Genomic DNA, 17,547 nt, shown 5'->3' on the forward strand with positions numbered 1-17,547 from the left:
GCTTAATTTATATGACTTAAGATGTGTTGCAAGCCAATAACTTATTTGACCCACAAATGCTGTTAGAATAGAGGTGTTTATACAAATTAATCTGACAAAATAATGGTCAATTATCTATTACTTTTTTTATTATCTGTTCATCGCTTAACTGTTCAGCAATTAACTGTTCATCAATTAACTGCTTAGGAATAAACAGTTTATCAATCAACCGTTTATTTGTCGCTATTTGACGCTTTTGAAGGTCTGAGAACTTATGTCTCGCATACCCTCCCGCCTATTGCCGACATGGCTCACACAATATTCATCTGCCCATTTGTCGACTGATATTATTGCAGGGCTGGTGGTGGGCGTATTGGTTATCCCCCAAAGTTTGGGCTACGCCGTACTGGCAGGCCTACCTCCTGAATACGGGCTGTATGCATCAATTGTACCTGTATTGGCTTACGCTTGGATTGGCTCAAGTAATGTGCAAGCAGTCGGTGCTGTGGCTATCACGGCCATTATGACAGCCAGTGGTCTACATGGATATGCTGAACCAGGAAGTGCTCAATATGCTTTATTAGCAAGCTTACTGGCTGGCATGATCGGTATCTTGCTATGGGTAGCAGGACGTTTAAAGCTTGGCTGGATTATGCAGTTTATCAGCCGCGGCGTCTCAGCCGGGTTTGTAAGTGGTGCAGCTGTTCTTATCTTTTTGAGTCAGATTAAGTATATAACAAATATTCCAATCGTTAGTACTACCCTACCCAACTCATTAACCTCATTAACCCAGCAGTGGCATCAGCTGCACGGACCTACATTGATACTCGGTTTGACCGCATTGGTATTATTCATACTCAATCGATATGCCAGTCATAAACTGTGGGGCTCGTGGCTCTCAGATTCAAAAGCCAAATGGATGAGCCGTTTGTTCCCTCTATTGGTCGTCATTGTGGCCATTATTGCCAGCCATATCGGTGATTGGGGTAGCTATGGTATTCACATTATCGGGGATATTCCAAGCGGCCTACCGCATATCGTATTGCCAGACGCAAGTTCGTTATCACAAGTTATCTCATTGCTTCCGACTGCTGGGTTGATGGCGCTTATTGCGTTTGTATCAAGTAGTTCTGTAGCAAGTACTTATGCGCGTCTACGCGGAGAGTCGTTTGACGCTAATCAAGAGCTTAGAGGTCTGGGACTGGCAAATATGGCTGGCGGCCTGACTCAAAGCTTTCCTGTGGCTGGTGGGTTTTCGCGTACCGCCATCAATGTCGACTCTGGTGCTAGAACCCCATTAGCAAGCATCATCACTGTCGCCGTCATGGTGGCAACCTTACTCATATTAAGCAAAATCATAGCGCCTCTACCTTATGCCCTTTTAGGGGCTATGATTATGGCTTCCATCATTAGCCTCATTGATTTAAAAACCATTAAAGCCGCTTACCAAACTGATAAATTAGACGCCCTAAGCTACGTCGCAACCTTTGCTGGGGTACTATTATTTGGCTTAAACACAGGTTTGGTGGTCGGGATCATTGTGTCATTTGCTGGTCTTATATGGCAATCTAGCCAGCCACATATTGCTGTGGTTGGCCGATTGCTTGGTACTGAGCATTTTCGTAATATTAATCGTCACGACGTCATTACTTATGATAATTTGTTAATACTGCGTGTGGATGAGAGCTTATTCTTTGGTAACAGCGACTCGGTACATACCCAAATTCAAAATGCGTTGAATGCTTATCCAAAAGCACGCGATTTGGTGCTGATTATGTCCGCTGTCAACCATATTGATCTAACCGCTCAAGAGATGCTCATTACGCTAAATAGAGAGCTAATTGAGAAAGACAGACGCTTACATTACGCTGTGATCAAAGGGCCTATCATGGATGTTATTAAGCACACCCCTATCATCCAAGAGTTGTCCGGACGCGTATTTTTGAGCACAGTACAAGCAGTCACTTTGTTAACCGATGATGACCCTAAAAACGACATTATCCCAACCATTCAACAAAAAGAAGGCGAATAGAATAAAAGCCTGCTATTAGCAGTATAATTCAATAAAAACAATGAGATTGCTATTTATGGTGACAAGTGCGAGCATAGTTTAGGTGCATATAATTAATGACTACTGACTACTCACTGTTCCTATGCTTTAATGACGCCACAAATTTTAAGTTAATCTTCCCTTATTTAAATAATAACTCAATACTTTAATAATAATGCTAAAAATATGACCGACTCTTTAACCATCTACAAACAAATATATCCTGTCCAGTGTCGTAAACTATTTGATCTAGGCTATCGCTCTATCATAAACGTCCGTCCTGATAACGAGGTACACAACCAGCCTGCAAGCGACACCTTGAATTCTGCCGCCTCGCAAGCCAATTTAGCTTACTGCTATATCCCTTATGACGAAGAGCGGTTAAGCTGCGCCACTATTACGCGCTTTGCTGAGCAATATCATAAAATGCCGAAACCTATTATGTTATTTTGCGGATCAGGTGCTCGGGCGAAATTGCTATATCAAAGCGCAATCATGCAAGGTTTGCTATAAGTACTGAATGAGAAGTACTGAATTAGAAACACTGAATTAGAATTATAAAGCCAGAAACATTAAGCTAAAGACATCGAGCTAAAGACATCGAGCTAGAACATTCAGAAAAACCTTTTAGCTCAAAACCTTAAATCAAAAAATTTACCTACTCTCCATTATCAAACGATTAAAAGGACTAAACATATGGCACATCAAGTTAGTTTTGCAGGACAAATAACACCAGAACAAGTTCAAGAAATTGCCGACCAAGGTTTTAAAACCATTATTAATAACCGCCCAGATGGTGAAGCCCCAGACCAGCCAACCAGTGCTGATATAGAAGCGGCAGCCAAAAAAGCAGGACTGGCTTATAAAGAAATTACATTTGCGGGTAGCGAGCTTAACATTCAGCATGTTGAAGACTTTGCCGATTATTTCAATGAAGCAGAACAGCCTATCTTAATGTTTTGTCGTACGGGTAATCGATCCAATGGCTTGTATGAAGCGGCTAGAAAAATGGACAAGCTTGACGACTAAACGTGTTTGATATATCTATCACAGACTTCTTTTAGCTGCGCCCGTCCAAAGTTTGGATGGGCGTTTGCTGCGGTGACCATTTCAATAACTACACTGGGCATTTTGGGTAGACTAAACGGTAATGGGTTATTCTCTTTATTGAGCAAGACCATATCTCCAATGCTACATTTGGCAACGACGGTAATCCCTTGACCAACCATCACCAAGCTTTTTATCGTGCCAACGCTATTGGTGCTACAAACAATTTGGCTCGCAATATTTATTTGACTCAATCCTTGTACCGCCGCATGATGAAAATGACAACTTTCATCAAACAACACTAAAGGTACACACTTTTTTTCCTTATATATAGTATTCAAACTTTCACGATTGCCGTTAAACGCCCACACACCTTGAGCTTCATCTATAAAATGTCCTGCTTCCTTAGCAGAACCTCTTGATACAATCGCTATATCTAATTCATTCGCGGCAATCAGTTCTCGTAATCTTAAAGAGTTATGACAACTGACAATGACAGGCATATCTGGCATAACTTGCTGGATAAGTGCTAATACGCTTGGCAAAATGTTTTCAACATAGTCATCAGGACATCCCAACCGTAGCGGACGTATTACATTTTTGCTTTCTCGCATTTGGCGCATGGCATCATCATAAAGGCTAATAATATGCCTTGCATAACTAAGAAAAAACTTACCATCTTCGGTCAGTTCTAACCATCGCCCAGATTGAGTAAATAATGTTTTGCCCATCTGCTCTGACAGTTTATTCATTTTTTGACTCACCGCACTTTGGCTACGATGCACTTGCATTGCCGCCTTTGTATAGCTACCTGTCTCAACCACCGCTATAAAACACCGTATGGCTTCTATATCCATATTAGCTCTTCTTAATTTTCGGTTTATTAACGCTTGATCTATCAACTTTAGCACACTTAAATAGGTTAAATGGCTTACGCCCCTTAATTTTACTTATAGGTCATATCAGAATTTTGCGTTTGTTAAGTGTTAAATAAAATAGACATACTGTCCCTACATTCAAACTGACTAAAAGAGCGTTTCACTATGAGTAATCCCTTACTTATCATTGGCAACAAAAACTATTCCTCCTGGTCATTACGTGGTTGGCTACTACTAAAAGGGTTTGATATCCAGTTTGACGAACAGCTTATCCAATTATTCGATGATTCAAATAAACCTGTACTTGATAAATACTCGGCCACTCGTAAAGTGCCTATATTGGTAATAAATAAAGATGACGCTAGCCATCAAGATATTAGTAGCCAGATTGCCATTACTGACAGTCTCGCTATAGGCTTGTTCGCTAATGATTATTTGACTGATTTAGATATTTGGTCAGGGCTGAATAGGGCGGATATGGATAAAGCTGATTTGAATCTCAAAGACAGTACACAACAAAAACAACGCGCTTTTTGCCAAAGTATCGTCAGCGAAATGCATTCTGGCTTTATGGGGGTACGTAATGAGATGCCGATGAATATTCGAGCTACAGTAAAAGTTAAGCCTAGTGAAGCATGTCTGGCAGACTTAGAGCGTATCGAAGATATTTTTCAACAATGCTTACAGCATAACGCTTTATCTGAATCTGAGGGTAGCTATTTGTTTGGTAGATTTACTATTGCCGATGCGTTTTATGCCCCTGTCGTGTTGCGCCTAAAAACCTACATGGATAACTCTGGGATAAACTTGCGAGCGACGACCAAACAATATATGAAGGTTATGCTCAATAATCCGCATATACAGAGCTGGATAGAGGATGCTTTGCAAGAGATTCGTGTTATTGAGAAAGATGAGGCAGGTGAGATATTAAGTTTTGAGGGAGTTTTGGGAGGTTAAATATAATTTTTTGACTCTATATAAGGGAGACTTACAACGTTATCGAGTTTATTGCATAGCTAAAAACTCTAAATAACCCTTTTTATATAGCTTAATCTAGTGTGCTCAATACACCTATCACAGACTATAGGCAAATCCGGATGACCTAGTAGTTAAGCACTAATACTTACAGCTAACCTCGCCTCACAGGTGCGGTTTAGCCTTGACAGGAGCGGTATCCTGCTGACGACAATGGCGTTGCAGACTGTGGCTAGAGGCAGTATCGAGGCAACAGTAATGCCTCTGGCCACGATAGTCTGCACGCCATTGACAAGGCAGATACAAGTGGATGGCGAGACAAGCTACAAAAAAACCACCCAAGCTCGTTAAAGCTAAGGTGGTTTTAGATTCATCTAAGTTGTTATCAAAAGCTTATTGCATTACTAGGTATTCATAAGCAGATAGCGCCGCTTTTGACCCCTCGCCCATCGCAATGTTGATTTGCTTAAATGGCACGGTCGTCACGTCACCGGCTGCGAAGATACCTCTGCGATCCGTCTTACACGCTTCGTCAATTTCAATCTCGCCAAAGCGGTTTACATCCACAAACCCTTTGATAAAGTCTGAGTTTGGCACCAAACCTATCTGTACGAATACCGCCGATAAATCCTGCTCTTTGGTTTCACCAGAGCTGCGGTCTTGATAGACTATTGATTTGACTTTACCATCAGCCGCTTTAATCTCTTGAGTGGCAGCCGAGGTAATAATGCTAATATTACTCGTCTCTTTAGCTTTATTAATCAGTACCTGATCCGCCTTTAAGTCATCTGCGAATTCAAATACGGTAACGTTTTTCACGATACCTGCTAAGTCTAGCGCCGCTTCGATACCTGAGTTACCCCCACCGACGACGGCAATGTCTTTACCTTTAAAGAATGGGCCATCACAGTGTGGGCAGTAGGCTACGCCACTACCAATGTTTTCTTCTTCACCTGGTACGCCAAGCTTACGCCACTGGGCACCTGTCGCGATAATGATACTGCGGGTTTCAAACTGCTCGCCGGTGTTTAAGTGAATGTTATAGTTTTCATCTTGCGTTTCACTCAGCTCTTTGACACTCACATGCTCTTTGATAGTTATCTCATACTCAGCAAGATGTTTTTCAAAGTTAGCCGACAGCTCACTACCTGTGGTTAGGGGTACTGAAATCAAGTTCTCAATACTTTGAGTGTCTTTAACTTGACCGCCAATTCGATCTGCGACGATAGTCACTTTAAGACCCTTACGTGCACTATAAATCGCTGAGGCTACCCCTGCTGGGCCACCACCAATCACGGTGACATCTTGACGCTCTAACTGTTCAGCATCGTCTGCAGCAGACAGTAGGTCTGGGTATTCTTGTTGTAGTTTGTCAATAATACGTGCGGTATCAACTTTACCATTTAAGAATGGTTTGCCGTTTAAGAAGACAGCAGGAACACCTTGAATATTGTTGGCTTCTACTTGCTCTTGGAACAAGCCACCATCAATCATCTCATTACTAATACCATCGTTTAATAGCGCAAACTGGTTTAATGCCTGTACCACTTCTGGACAGTTATGACAAGATAGCGACACATACGTTTGGAATTTGAGCGGGTGTGCAATACGCTTCACCATGCTTTGGATACTTTCATCAAGCTTTAAGGTATGACCGCCCGCTTGAAGAATAGCCAATATTAAAGACGTAAACTCATGACCGCCTGGAATACCGCTAAATACGATACCTGTTTCTACAGCGCTGTCTTCATCTTCGGTGGTTATTTTAAAGCTAATTGGACTAGGTAAGGTGTCATCCGTATTATTTTCATCAAAATTAATTTTGTCAGTCGTCCCTGCGATTTTGCTCAAAAAATCAACCAGTTCCGCTTTTTTCTCATGCTCACCTTGTCCAATAACAAAACTAATCGGACGGGTCATGTTTTCACTATAGCTTTTCACAGCATCTAATAAACTTTGGTCTAACATTTGTGGCTCCTAATTTTTTTAGTTCTTAATTCACAATCTAGTCATTTGTTAAAATAAAGCATGAAGTATCAGAGCGTTATTCATTATTTTAATGGTCTGATAACCACAAGTCTTGTTTAAACTCAATATGAATCACTAAAGAAGGTATGTCTATTTTATCGGACAGCTTTAATGCAGCTATCTTTGCTATGCCACTATTATCATGCTTATTAGTCAAAAGCTCAAACAGGTAAACTCAAATTCTATGATTTATAAAACTAAACTTACAATGTTTAATGTTTTATATTTCAAAACAATGAGTGCTTATTGAATAGATCGTATAGACTCTTTAATACTGATTGTTTTACGTGCTAGGTTGTCACGCCGTATTGTTATGTATGCAGCATTTACTTTTTAAGATGGTTTTTAGTGTTGATTTTGGGTACAATTTATAGCAGATTCATAAGAATTATAGTGTTGTATTTAACCTGTGGATGCATGCTGTTATGGCTTAGCCATAGAGTATCGACATCTGTATTCATTAAGAAATTAATAATAAGGATTCGTCTATGTTTCATGAACATCGTGATTTAATTACTGAGCTTAAGCAATCTGATACGCATTTCCAAAAAATGTTTAAAGAGCATAATGATTTAGATACAGAAATCAATAAGCTTGAAAATGATGTTGTAAAGTCAACAAGCCGCGAAAACGAAATTGATGAAATGAAACGTCGTAAACTGTCTCTTAAAGATGAGATTGGTCGTTATTTAGATGAAAAAAGCCATGAAAATAAATAATATGACGTTTGAGCGTCTTTTTATTTGAGCGCTTAATACCAAAAGTTTGAAATACATCTAAAGCTCAGTTCTTAAGAATTGGGCTTTTTTATTTAAATCAGGCGTTAAGCCTTGAATACCATACAAACGCCTATATAGTCTTATAAGATTAGAAGACTGTTTGTAAGCGGGGTATTAGGGTCTGTTAAACCTATGGGCCAACTCATTACGTTATACTTTTAGAGCTTCGCCCATGCAGAATAATTTGCTCATAATCTAAAAACCTATCATTTCATTTACTTTTCGCTTACGTTTGTTAACGTGTAGCATGATAGGTGAGCATACTTATTACCCTATTTTTTGTGTTAATATAGCCTTAATAACCTGACATCAGATTTTTTATTTGGTCTTTCACATACTTTTAACGTCTTCTCTATAGAATAATTATTCAAATATCTAATTTTGATTATCACAAAATAATCTAATCTACTTAGTCTAGGGATGCGACTCCCTTTACGCTTACACATAAAATATAAATAACTTAAACGGTACGCTATGTCCTGGAATGATCCAAACGCTAAACAAGAAGCTCAAAACTATGATAACCCGATTCCTAGCCGGTTGCTTATTATGCAAACGCTTGGGGAAAAGGGAGAGCTTACACACAAACAGCTCGCTGAAACTTTTGATATCGACAATGAAGATCAGTTTGATGCTTTAGGCAATCGACTAAAAGCGATGACCCGTGATGGTCAGATTAATCGTGAAGGTAGGCCTAATAAGTATCGCGCTGTAACCAAAGATGATGTCGTTAGCGGCGATGTATCAGCGCACGCTAAGGGCTTTGGTTTTGTTGTGTTGAATGACATGCCAGATTTGTTTTTGCACGAAAAGCAAATGCGCTGGGTATTTAACGGCGATACGGTCGATGCAATTGCTACCTCAACCGACAATCGCGGGCGTATGGAAGGCCGTATTGTGGACGTGACCGAGCGTCAACAAACCCAGTTTATTGGTACACTTGAGCACGATGAAGAAGGCTATACGGTTAGTCTTGCCAGCCCCAATAATCATCAACCGATTACGGTAACGGCCGAAAATGTAGACGGTGTGTCAGCGAAGCCTGGTATGCCAGTCAAAGTTGATATCATCGATTGGCCAAACCAGCACGAATTTGCGACAGGTAAAATTGTCGAGGTGATGGACGATGACAACGACCGTGAAGTGATCATCGAAACCACATTACTGAACTACGATATCCCGCATGAATTTAGTAAAAGCGCTTTAAAGCAGGCCAATAGCTATAGTGAGCCTACTGAAAAAGAAATCAAAGGTCGTACCGACATTCGTCAATTACCGATGGTAACGATTGATGGTGAAGATTCACGCGATTTTGATGACGCCGTATATGCTGAAAAACGCTCAGGAGGCAACTTTAGAGTGGTTGTGGCTATTGCAGATGTCAGTCATTATGTGACGCCAAACTCTGCTTTAGATCATGAAGCTTTTGAGCGGGGTACTTCGGTATATTTCCCGCATCATGTGGTGCCGATGTTGCCTGAGGTTTTATCAAATGGACTGTGCTCATTAAACCCAGACGTTGACCGTTTGTGTATGGTGGCAGATATTAAACTGTCTCGTGCTGGTAACATCACAGGTTATGAATTCTACCCCTCTGTCATGCACTCCAAAGCGCGTTTGACTTACAATCAAGTGAATAGTTATTTTGATGGCGATATGGACAACGTTCCTGAATCGCTTACGGGCAATAAAGACGTTAAAAAGTCCATCGATAACATGCACCAGTTGTATAAAGCATTGGTTAAAAAACGCGAACAGCGCAATGCTATGGAGTTTGAAACCCCTGAAACGTATATTAAGTTTAATGAAGAAGGTGGTATTGATGCGATTGTACCTCGTACCCGTGGCGACTCGCACAAACTTATTGAAGAGTTAATGTTACTTGCCAACACTTGCGCGGCAAACTTTGCGCTGAAGCATGAGTTGCCTGTTCTATATCGCAACCATGATAAGCCGGATGCTGAAAAGTCGCGTATGGTACATGAATACGCCAAAAACTTCGGTATAAGCTTCCCAGAAGAGAACCCAACTCAGGCTGACTTCAAACGCTTTATAGAAGCCACCAAAGAGCGTCCAGATGCCGTTAGTATTCACAGTATGCTACTTCGCTCCATGATGCAGGCGAACTACTCGCCTGATAATATTGGACACTTTGGACTGGCCTACGATGAGTATTCGCACTTTACCTCGCCCATTCGTCGTTATCCTGACTTGATGCTGCACCGTGCTATTAAATCAAAAGTAACTGGTAAAAAGCAGCCAGTTATGGACTTTACGCTAGAAGAAGCAGGACAACAAACTTCTGAAACAGAACGCCGCGCAGAAAAAGCCTCACGCTTTGTCGAAAGCTGGCTTAAGTGTCACTATATGAAAGATCATGTGGGCGAAGAGTTTGATGGTGTGGTGACGGCCGTTACCAGCTTTGGTTTGTTTGTGAATTTAACCGAGCTATTTATTGATGGTTTGGTGCATATCTCAAACGTTGGTGATGATTACTTCGTTTATGATGAAAAGCAGCAGCAGCTTATCGGTAAAGATAAAGGCAACCTCTTTGGACTTGGTGACATGGTACGAATCAAAGTCGCTGGGGTAAATATGGACTTATTGCAGATTGACTTTGATTTGGTGGCTAAGCTTAAAGCCAGTGCCATGAATCAATCTAAAAAGGATGGCAAAGCCAAGACTAATTCTGCGCAGTCGGCTGCTGATAAAAAACCTGCACGTCGACGTAGCGGACGAAGCAGGAATAAAGCCAAACCTAAAAGCTAATAAGTATTGTTGAGTATAGTTAAGTTTGACTTACAGACCTATAACTTAATCTCAACTTTATACCTATTATGATGTTCATTGTAATAATGTTAGAATGATACTTAGGTAGACAAATTGCTACTTATTGTTATCAGTACCAATCAATGACAGTGATGTGAGTCATAACATTGAGCTCAGATATGAGATTAACGTTATATTAAGTCTTATAATGAGTAAGATAACAGATGATGCTTAAGTCTCCTACATGACATTCGGCGTTTAAATAAATAGTATTTGACTAAACGCTGTTTTATTAATAAGAAAGTTAACCACATAAAAGGAATTATATAATGACAGTTGCTAAGAATATTGAAGTCAGCAGTACCTCAACCAAAAGCTTTGAAGATGCCATTCAAAAAGGTATCGCTCAAGTTTCAAAGACAGTAAATAATGTTCAAGGCGCTTGGGTTAAAGAACAGAAAGTCGGTGTATCTGACGGAAATATCAGCTCATACCATGTGATCATGATTGTAAGCTTTGTGATCGATGGCAGTGAAGATATGGGTTAATCGCCTAATTTAGTTTTTTTATTTTATAATCGCTTTTCTATTTTAGACTCAATTATTTTATAAGGTTGTGAAAAGTGAAGAGAAGATACCGCTATCTAAGATAGCGGTATTTTTTATTCTCTTTTTCTAAGCTAGCGTTAACTCTGCGCTGATGGGCAAATGATCGGACAATTCAGACCATGGCTTACCCTTATGCACCCAAGCGCGTTTCACCTTTAAGTTACGAACGTAAATACGATCTAAGCTAAGGATCGGCATACGGGCAGGAAAGGTAGGTAACAATTTATGATGTAGGTGCATGAATACTTCTGTCATATTTAGTTCAACCGCAAGTTGTTCACACGAGTTCTTTTTCCAATCATTAAAGTCACCCGCTAAGATAAGCGGCATGTCATCATTAATTAAATCGCTGTCATTCACGTAGTCCGCAATGGCTTTGTATTGTTTCTGTCTATCAATTTCAAGCAAGTTCAGATGGGCACATAGAACAATTACGGGCTGCTCCCATCCCTCTGGGTGTACCTCACAATGTAAGACACCGCGCTGCTCAAGCTTATTGACCGTTATATTCACATTATGCTTCGGATCAAGCGGATGACGACTAAGCACAGCGTTACCGTGGTGCCCATGATTATATTCAGAGTTTTTACCGTAGCTTTGCTGGCAATCTAAAAACTCGCCGAACCACTCATGCTGCGACTGATTTGGATATTCGTTGTACTTAACCATACGCTTTAAATTCTGACCCTGTACTTCTTGTAAACAAAGGATATCAGGGTTGTGCTCACGCAATGCCGCACCAATCTTTTGAGTAACCACTTGACGGTTCAAAGGCGACATACCTTTATGAATGTTATAGCTGGTGATGGTAATACTTTTCATAAAAATATAAATCCAATTATTAGGTCTTATCCCTATGTGGTTAATGACTATTTATGCATAAATCGTTTTAGGAATGCTCATTTTGAATAAGTGTTATGAAGGTAAGTTATAATCCCTTTTGATTCAAACATTTTTGTATTGGTGTTTGGGTCGATGAGATACGGTACTTGGATTTTACCATTCATTACTTCTTGCATAATGCGTTCCCGCTTACCGCCTTTGACGGGCTTGTACTCCCCCATACCCAAACGTGTACTGGAGCTACCAATATCTTGTAGCTGCTCGCGGGCCACGTTATGGTTGATATAGCTAATTTCAAGCGCGCTTAATTGTTCTCGTACCAATCGGCAAAAAGGACTCGCTTCAAAGCCATATAATTCTAAGAGCTGTTCAGGCTTTCCTCGTGCTCTATTATTCTGCGCTTGATAAGCTTTCATCCCACGCAGCATCGATACCATACTTGCAGCAGAGTTTAATACACCTGCACCCCCTACTAACTTACTTGGTTCAAATTTTCTCGGTGTGCGTCCCTCTTTACTATAGTGCGCAAACAAATAATCAATAATCTCTTGAGATTCTAAAAGTCCCTCACCCGTATTTTCATCTATCAGATAGGGCACTTGCGTCTTCCCCGTCTTAGCTTTTAGCTCATCTCGATACACATGCCCGCCATGAGGACTAGGACGGCTTTCATAATCAAGATTAAGATGGGTCATTACTTCACGTACTCGCCTGCAAAAAGGGCAGGCTTCAAATTCATAAAGTATCAACGGTTTCTCAGGTTGTAGAGGATGAGCGGTACCCATCATTCCCAAACCCACGCGCATAAATGTAGATAGCAGCGCTTGGGAGCTCTTTATACTGTGGCCTATTTTATTATTTGGTATAAGCATGTTGAGCCCTCTATATAAATTTTATTTATTATGGTGTACCTAACCGTTCTGACCATTAACTTATTAAAAAGCGCTGATAGTTTAATGATTATAAAACCATCACTATCAGCGCTTAAGGGTCATTCAACAACAGGCTAATTAAAAGCTAAATAACACGGCTTAATTATAATCTTAAAAATAAAACCCTTACTGAACGAGACCCTTACTGAATGAAACCCTTAATGAATGAAACTAAAGTTATTTACAAATAACGCTTAATAACGAGTTACTAAGGCTACTGGTAGATCCTCACCCATAATTTCTTGTGGGATGAAGACAACTTTACCACCATTATGCATCACGTGCTCAATAATGACACTCAAAGCATCATCGGTTACGCCTTCACCAGCAGGATCATCCGCAAGGGTTAGAGTCTGAGCTTTCTCGTCAATTTTAGCAGGTTGCATGTAGCCTTTACGTAAATATAGCGTCTCACCAGCACCTTGGAAGGCAGAACGGTAAACTTCTTGCAAATCTGTTACCAGCATATCAGCGCCGCGGGCTTTATCAATCTCACCCAGTGCTTCTTCATGTAGTAAGGTACGATAAGCTTCAACGGCTTCTTGAACCCCGTCAATAATGTGCTGCGCACTACCGTCTTCAAGCTTAGTTACGTTTGATACTGAACCAATGATGTTCTCAGGACGGTCACAGACTTCTTTATAATAACTAATATTGCGTGTGTCACCTACCAATACTAAAGGCATCTGATGCTCGCCCCAAAGCTCCTGAACACTTTTGTCAACGCGGTTGAAATATTCTCTACGCGCACTGTCCTCATTATTAGAAGAGCGATCAGAACCCCCATCACCTGTCTTATATAGACTATTGTTTTCGATAGGAAATGCAATATTGACCATATTTTGTTGTTCAGGAGAGTGTTCATCAAACTCTTTAACCACACGGCTGTTTGCTGCTTCAATTAAGCGTGTCTGATCCCGACCAAGAACAACAGTATAGTAATGAACTGAGCTTGCCATATCACGAACTAAATCACGAGTCGCAAAATGCTCATCAATAATAACACGCTCTTTTGCATCAAAAGGAAGACGCAGCACTTTCACATCATCAACACTTGCGAAAATAGCTAAGGTATCTAAATTATAGTTATGATCTAGTTCATCCGTCTTGGCATGAATCTTTTCTAAAATAGTGCTCGCTACATGCTTATCATATTCAGTAGTGATGCGCTCTTCAGCAACTTTTAATTGATTTTTTAGGGCAATATGGTCTTGCTCATTATTAGGATACGTACGATGAGTTTTAACAAAGATACTAACTGCTGGATTTGCAGTTGTTTCACGTAAACTTTTCAATGTCGCTTTCATAGAATAATCCTTTGTTATAGTTGATTTATAGGTATTAAAACACTAACTTTATTATTAAATATTGATCGTTAATTATTAATATAATAAGTTTAATTTAAGATTAAAAATCAGTCATTAAAAATGCAGTAAACTTTTTTCTGTTTTATTTTATTATTAGCGATACTCTTACATAGCATTATTAAATTGATCAAAATTTAATTGATTAAATAGTTAATCGAGTAGCTAATTAACTCAGCTCAAATACGACTCTAACAATGAGTGTCTGCCCTTGCTATAGAATGATTGTAAACAATTTTGGCACTATGTCGGTTCTTGTCATGGTTATGTAACCAATATAATTCGTTGATTAGGCGTTAGCTATTTTATGAAACCAAATACAGTATTTAATGGTTAATTTACTCTCAATAGCTGTTTCACATGACTTGCAATAATTAGAGACAGACACAATAGTTATAGATACCCTTTTAATTTATTTCTAAACTTATTATGTATGGCTATAATCGGTATGACTATAATTTTGAAACTGTTGTGCTTTTAACAAGCTATCTGCAAAGTCTTATATAAAAAACACGTATATAAAAAACAACTTTATAAATCGAAAATTAAAATAAATCAAATTCAATGTGATGGACTCCAATATGCAAACCACTTTTCAATCTACAGAGATAGACCCAAAGTTAAATTTAGTCGACTTTGATAAAGTCACGCCAGAACAGCTAAAGACTCAAATACAACACGCAATTAAATCTGGTAATGCCTTTTTGGACAACCTAGACCATGAAGCTGAGTCTCATAAATCTGAGTTTCACAAAATTAAGCCTCATGCACAAAAGTCTAGTGTGCAACCTCAGCCTGCCAAGCAAGCTTTAGATGACATTATAGAATTTGATCATATTGGCTTAAGCTTAGATCGTAGTTGGGGTGTTTTATCCCATATTAATAGTGTAATGAGTAACGAAGACATTCGCGAAGTACACCATGAAATGCTGCCTTTACTATCTGCTTTTAGTACTCGTGTGGGTCAGAACAAACCTCTTTATCAGCGCTATCAAACCATTAAGCATGATAAAGAGCTATTTGACAGCTTAGACGATGCGCGCAAACGTGCCATTGAATTGGCTATACAAAGTTTTGAATTATCAGGCGTCGCTTTAGAAGCTGATAAACAAAGTGAGTATGCAGACATTCAAAGTAAACTTTCTACTTTATCAGCTAAGTTCTCAGATAATATTTTAGATGCTACCCAAGCCTATGCGCTACCTTTAACTAAAGAGCAACTATCTGGTTTAACCCAAAGTGGTCTGGCTATGTTACAGGCGGCTGGGGAGCAATATAAAACCAAAAACCCTGACTCCGAACAGGCTCAAAGCGATGAGCCACTTTTTGTGGCGACATTAGATATTCCAGTTTATTTGGCAGTCATGACCCATGCAGACGATCGTGAGCTGCGTCAGACCTTATATAAAGCCTATGTTACGCGTGCCTCTGAATTTGATAAGCATCAAAACAACAAAGGTGAGTCATTAGATAACAGTCAAGTTATGGCGGACATCATGGCCTTACGCGCTCAAAAATCTGAGCTGTTAGGTTATGACAATTATGCAGAAGTGTCGCTATCTCGCAAAATGGCAGATAGCCCCTCTCAAGTTGAACGCTTCTTACGTGATTTGGCCAAAAAGGCTGAACCTGCTGCCAAACGCGACTTACAACAACTTCAAGAAGAAGCTGCCACTCAAGGTATTAATGAGATTCAACCTTGGGATACTGCCTATTTGGCCGAAAAGGTGAAACAAGCCAAATTTAAACTGTCTCAAGAAGAGATTCGTCCTTACTTCCCACTGCCTAAAGTGATTGAGGGTTTATTCGATATCGTTAATAAGCTATTTGGTATCCGAGCGGTCGAAATGTCTGACAAAGTCGCTTTGTGGCATGAAGACGTTCGTTTTTATCAATTATTTGATACCAATGAAGCGGGTAAAGAGCACCTTATAGGCGGTTTTTACTTCGACCTATATGCGCGTAGCGGCAAACGGGGCGGCGCATGGATGAGTGGTTTCCAAGCTCGTTATGAGTACGCTGGCACGAATGACGCTTATTCGCAGCTGCCTGTATGCTTTATGGTCGGTAACTTTACGCCGCCTACAGCAGATAAACCTAGCTTACTGACCCATAATGAAGTATTGACCTTATTCCATGAGTTTGGTCATGGACTACATCATTTGTTAACTGAAGTTAGCGTGGGAGATGTGGCAGGGGTTAATGGCGTTGAATGGGACGCCGTTGAGCTGCCCAGTCAGTTTTTGGAAAACTGGGCTTGGGATTCAGAAGGCATTAACCTAATCAGTGCTCATGTGGATAGTGGTGAGCCACTGCCGAAAGACAAGCTTGAGGCTTTATTGGCTGCCAAAAACTTCCAAAGCGGTATGCAAACGTTGCGTCAAATTGAGTTCGCTTTGTTTGACTTACTCATTCATGCCAAGACACCTGCCCTTGATTATCAGGGCATCTTAGCTACTTTAGATCAAGTACGAGAAGATGTTGCCGTTATGGATACGCCTAATTACAACCGATTTGCAAATGGCTTTAGTCATATCTTTGCTGGCGGGTATGCGGCAGGCTATTATTCTTATAAATGGGCAGAGTTGCTATCGGCCGATGCGTTCAGTCGCTTTGAAGAAGAAGGGGTGTTTAACGCAGACACCGGTCAAGCTTTCCGCGACAATATCTTAGCCGTCGGCGGTAGCTTACCGGCTAAAACTAACTTTGAAAACTTCAGAGGCCGTGAAGCCAGTATTGACGCCCTACTACGTCATGGCGGCTTTGTCGATGCAGACGAGGTGGCCTAAAATGCGTTATCAATCAAATCGCCCCAAACGTCAGTTTTTAGCCGGCGTGGCTTGTCCTAAATGTCAGACAATGGATGCTGTGGTTCAGGTTCAAATCTTTGAGCCTGAACCGGACGAATACATTGAATGCACTCAGTGTGGTCATGTTGAGCGCCGTCCTGATCCAGATGAGATTGCCGAGAAAAACAGCTTAGCCAATGATGCGATGTCTACAGGCACGTCGGGTAAGGTGAAGTTTTTAGAATAGGCTTTGAAGTAGGTTTTTAGCTATAAGAACAAAAAAGGGCGTTCAGCCCTTTTTTTGTGGGCGACTTTCTTACCTAAGATAAATATTGAAAAGAAAAAGACTAGCCTCAACATCGGAGCATTTTAGAGAGGGAGAAATATGCGAGTTATGGTTAGTCTACTTTGCATGGCGTTACTCGGTGCTCGTCCCTCACACAAAAACCTTGCTGTATTGTTGGGTCATGGTGTTATCCTTTTTTAGGTTAGTATACCCTCTTAAA

General features: G+C 40.3%; 14 protein-coding genes. 9 read left to right on the forward strand and 5 right to left on the reverse strand.

The features are described from left to right. The first annotated feature begins 253 nt into the window (after positions 1 to 253). The 3 genes from AC2SLP_RS02740 to AC2SLP_RS02750 all read left to right on the forward strand — a co-directional run bounded on the left by AC2SLP_RS02740 (position 254) and on the right by AC2SLP_RS02750 (position 3,058). The gene (locus AC2SLP_RS02740; protein ID WP_486535108.1) at positions 254 to 2,011 is read left to right on the forward strand and encodes a SulP family inorganic anion transporter; all 1,758 of its coding nucleotides are present in this window, start codon (positions 254 to 256) and stop codon (positions 2,009 to 2,011) included. Between the two features lie 204 nt (positions 2,012 to 2,215). After that, positions 2,216 to 2,542: a beta-lactamase hydrolase domain-containing protein gene (locus tag AC2SLP_RS02745; protein ID WP_486535109.1), complete on the forward strand. Its 327-nt coding sequence runs from the start codon at positions 2,216 to 2,218 to the stop codon at positions 2,540 to 2,542. 183 nt (positions 2,543 to 2,725) lie between these two features. Beyond that, on the forward strand, positions 2,726 to 3,058 hold the full coding sequence (locus tag AC2SLP_RS02750; protein ID WP_486535110.1) for a protein tyrosine phosphatase family protein: 333 nt from the start codon (positions 2,726 to 2,728) through the stop codon (positions 3,056 to 3,058). Here AC2SLP_RS02750 and AC2SLP_RS02755 read toward each other — a convergent pair. Next, on the reverse strand, positions 3,055 to 3,933 hold the full coding sequence (locus AC2SLP_RS02755; protein WP_486535111.1) for a LysR family transcriptional regulator: 879 nt from the start codon (positions 3,931 to 3,933) through the stop codon (positions 3,055 to 3,057). The two genes, AC2SLP_RS02750 and AC2SLP_RS02755, sit on opposite strands and share 4 nt — an antisense overlap. 186 nt (positions 3,934 to 4,119) lie before the next feature. On the opposite strand from AC2SLP_RS02755, the gene AC2SLP_RS02760 reads away from it, so the two are divergent. Continuing rightward, positions 4,120 to 4,911 (forward strand): glutathione S-transferase, encoded by a 792-nt coding sequence (locus AC2SLP_RS02760; protein WP_486535112.1) that lies wholly within the window; start codon positions 4,120 to 4,122, stop codon positions 4,909 to 4,911. 411 nt (positions 4,912 to 5,322) lie between these two features. Here the strand turns inward: AC2SLP_RS02760 and ahpF are convergent, their stop codons facing one another. Continuing rightward, complete coding sequence (gene ahpF / locus AC2SLP_RS02765; RefSeq protein ID WP_486535113.1) at positions 5,323 to 6,897, reverse strand: alkyl hydroperoxide reductase subunit F; 1,575 nt, start codon at positions 6,895 to 6,897, stop codon at positions 5,323 to 5,325. Between the two features lie 548 nt (positions 6,898 to 7,445). On the opposite strand from ahpF, the gene AC2SLP_RS02770 reads away from it, so the two are divergent. From AC2SLP_RS02770 to AC2SLP_RS02780, 3 genes are all read left to right on the forward strand, one after another. Continuing rightward, positions 7,446 to 7,676, forward strand: coding sequence for an HP1242/YdcH family protein (locus AC2SLP_RS02770; protein WP_486535114.1), 231 nt, complete (start codon positions 7,446 to 7,448; stop codon positions 7,674 to 7,676). 534 nt (positions 7,677 to 8,210) lie between these two features. Then, on the forward strand, positions 8,211 to 10,505 hold the full coding sequence (gene rnr / locus AC2SLP_RS02775) for a ribonuclease R (protein ID WP_486535115.1): 2,295 nt from the start codon (positions 8,211 to 8,213) through the stop codon (positions 10,503 to 10,505). A 329-nt stretch (positions 10,506 to 10,834) separates the two neighbouring features. After that, complete coding sequence (locus AC2SLP_RS02780; protein WP_486535116.1) at positions 10,835 to 11,053, forward strand: dodecin family protein; 219 nt, start codon at positions 10,835 to 10,837, stop codon at positions 11,051 to 11,053. Between the two features lie 126 nt (positions 11,054 to 11,179). On the opposite strand, the gene AC2SLP_RS02785 is transcribed toward AC2SLP_RS02780, so the two are convergent. From AC2SLP_RS02785 to AC2SLP_RS02795, 3 genes are all read right to left on the reverse strand, one after another. After that, entirely contained in the window at positions 11,180 to 11,935 is a 756-nt protein-coding gene (locus AC2SLP_RS02785; RefSeq protein ID WP_486535117.1) for an endonuclease/exonuclease/phosphatase family protein, read from the reverse strand. 77 nt (positions 11,936 to 12,012) lie between these two features. Continuing rightward, the gene (locus AC2SLP_RS02790) at positions 12,013 to 12,828 is read right to left on the reverse strand and encodes a glutathione S-transferase N-terminal domain-containing protein (protein WP_486535118.1); all 816 of its coding nucleotides are present in this window, start codon (positions 12,826 to 12,828) and stop codon (positions 12,013 to 12,015) included. Positions 12,829 to 13,082: 254 nt separating this feature from the next. Beyond that, positions 13,083 to 14,195, reverse strand: coding sequence for an AOC03_06830 family ribosome hibernation factor (locus AC2SLP_RS02795; RefSeq protein WP_486535119.1), 1,113 nt, complete (start codon positions 14,193 to 14,195; stop codon positions 13,083 to 13,085). Between the two features lie 638 nt (positions 14,196 to 14,833). Here AC2SLP_RS02795 and AC2SLP_RS02800 point away from each other — a divergent pair. Both AC2SLP_RS02800 and AC2SLP_RS02805 read left to right on the forward strand, forming a co-directional pair. Next, positions 14,834 to 17,041 (forward strand): M3 family metallopeptidase, encoded by a 2,208-nt coding sequence (locus AC2SLP_RS02800; protein ID WP_486535120.1) that lies wholly within the window; start codon positions 14,834 to 14,836, stop codon positions 17,039 to 17,041. 1 nt (position 17,042) lies between these two features. After that, entirely contained in the window at positions 17,043 to 17,288 is a 246-nt protein-coding gene (locus AC2SLP_RS02805) for a YheV family putative metal-binding protein (protein WP_486535121.1), read from the forward strand. Positions 17,289 to 17,547: the final 259 nt, after the last annotated feature.

The sequence above is a fragment of the Psychrobacter sp. CX21 genome (assembly GCF_057396255.1).

What these genes read in the sequence shown, in the direction of transcription:
- AC2SLP_RS02740 (WP_486535108.1), top strand. Translation starts at nt 254, where the DNA reads ATGTCTCGCATACCCTCCCGCCTATTGCCGACATGGCTCACACAATAT.
- ahpF (WP_486535113.1), bottom strand. Translation starts at nt 6,897, where the DNA reads ATGTTAGACCAAAGTTTATTAGATGCTGTGAAAAGCTATAGTGAAAAC.
- rnr (WP_486535115.1), top strand. Translation starts at nt 8,211, where the DNA reads ATGTCCTGGAATGATCCAAACGCTAAACAAGAAGCTCAAAACTATGAT.
- AC2SLP_RS02795 (WP_486535119.1), bottom strand. Translation starts at nt 14,195, where the DNA reads ATGAAAGCGACATTGAAAAGTTTACGTGAAACAACTGCAAATCCAGCA.
- AC2SLP_RS02805 (WP_486535121.1), top strand. Translation starts at nt 17,043, where the DNA reads ATGCGTTATCAATCAAATCGCCCCAAACGTCAGTTTTTAGCCGGCGTG.
- AC2SLP_RS02790 (WP_486535118.1), bottom strand. Translation starts at nt 12,828, where the DNA reads ATGCTTATACCAAATAATAAAATAGGCCACAGTATAAAGAGCTCCCAA.
- AC2SLP_RS02750 (WP_486535110.1), top strand. Translation starts at nt 2,726, where the DNA reads ATGGCACATCAAGTTAGTTTTGCAGGACAAATAACACCAGAACAAGTT.
- AC2SLP_RS02800 (WP_486535120.1), top strand. Translation starts at nt 14,834, where the DNA reads ATGCAAACCACTTTTCAATCTACAGAGATAGACCCAAAGTTAAATTTA.
- AC2SLP_RS02745 (WP_486535109.1), top strand. Translation starts at nt 2,216, where the DNA reads ATGACCGACTCTTTAACCATCTACAAACAAATATATCCTGTCCAGTGT.
- AC2SLP_RS02760 (WP_486535112.1), top strand. Translation starts at nt 4,120, where the DNA reads ATGAGTAATCCCTTACTTATCATTGGCAACAAAAACTATTCCTCCTGG.
- AC2SLP_RS02755 (WP_486535111.1), bottom strand. Translation starts at nt 3,933, where the DNA reads ATGGATATAGAAGCCATACGGTGTTTTATAGCGGTGGTTGAGACAGGT.
- AC2SLP_RS02770 (WP_486535114.1), top strand. Translation starts at nt 7,446, where the DNA reads ATGTTTCATGAACATCGTGATTTAATTACTGAGCTTAAGCAATCTGAT.
- AC2SLP_RS02780 (WP_486535116.1), top strand. Translation starts at nt 10,835, where the DNA reads ATGACAGTTGCTAAGAATATTGAAGTCAGCAGTACCTCAACCAAAAGC.
- AC2SLP_RS02785 (WP_486535117.1), bottom strand. Translation starts at nt 11,935, where the DNA reads ATGAAAAGTATTACCATCACCAGCTATAACATTCATAAAGGTATGTCG.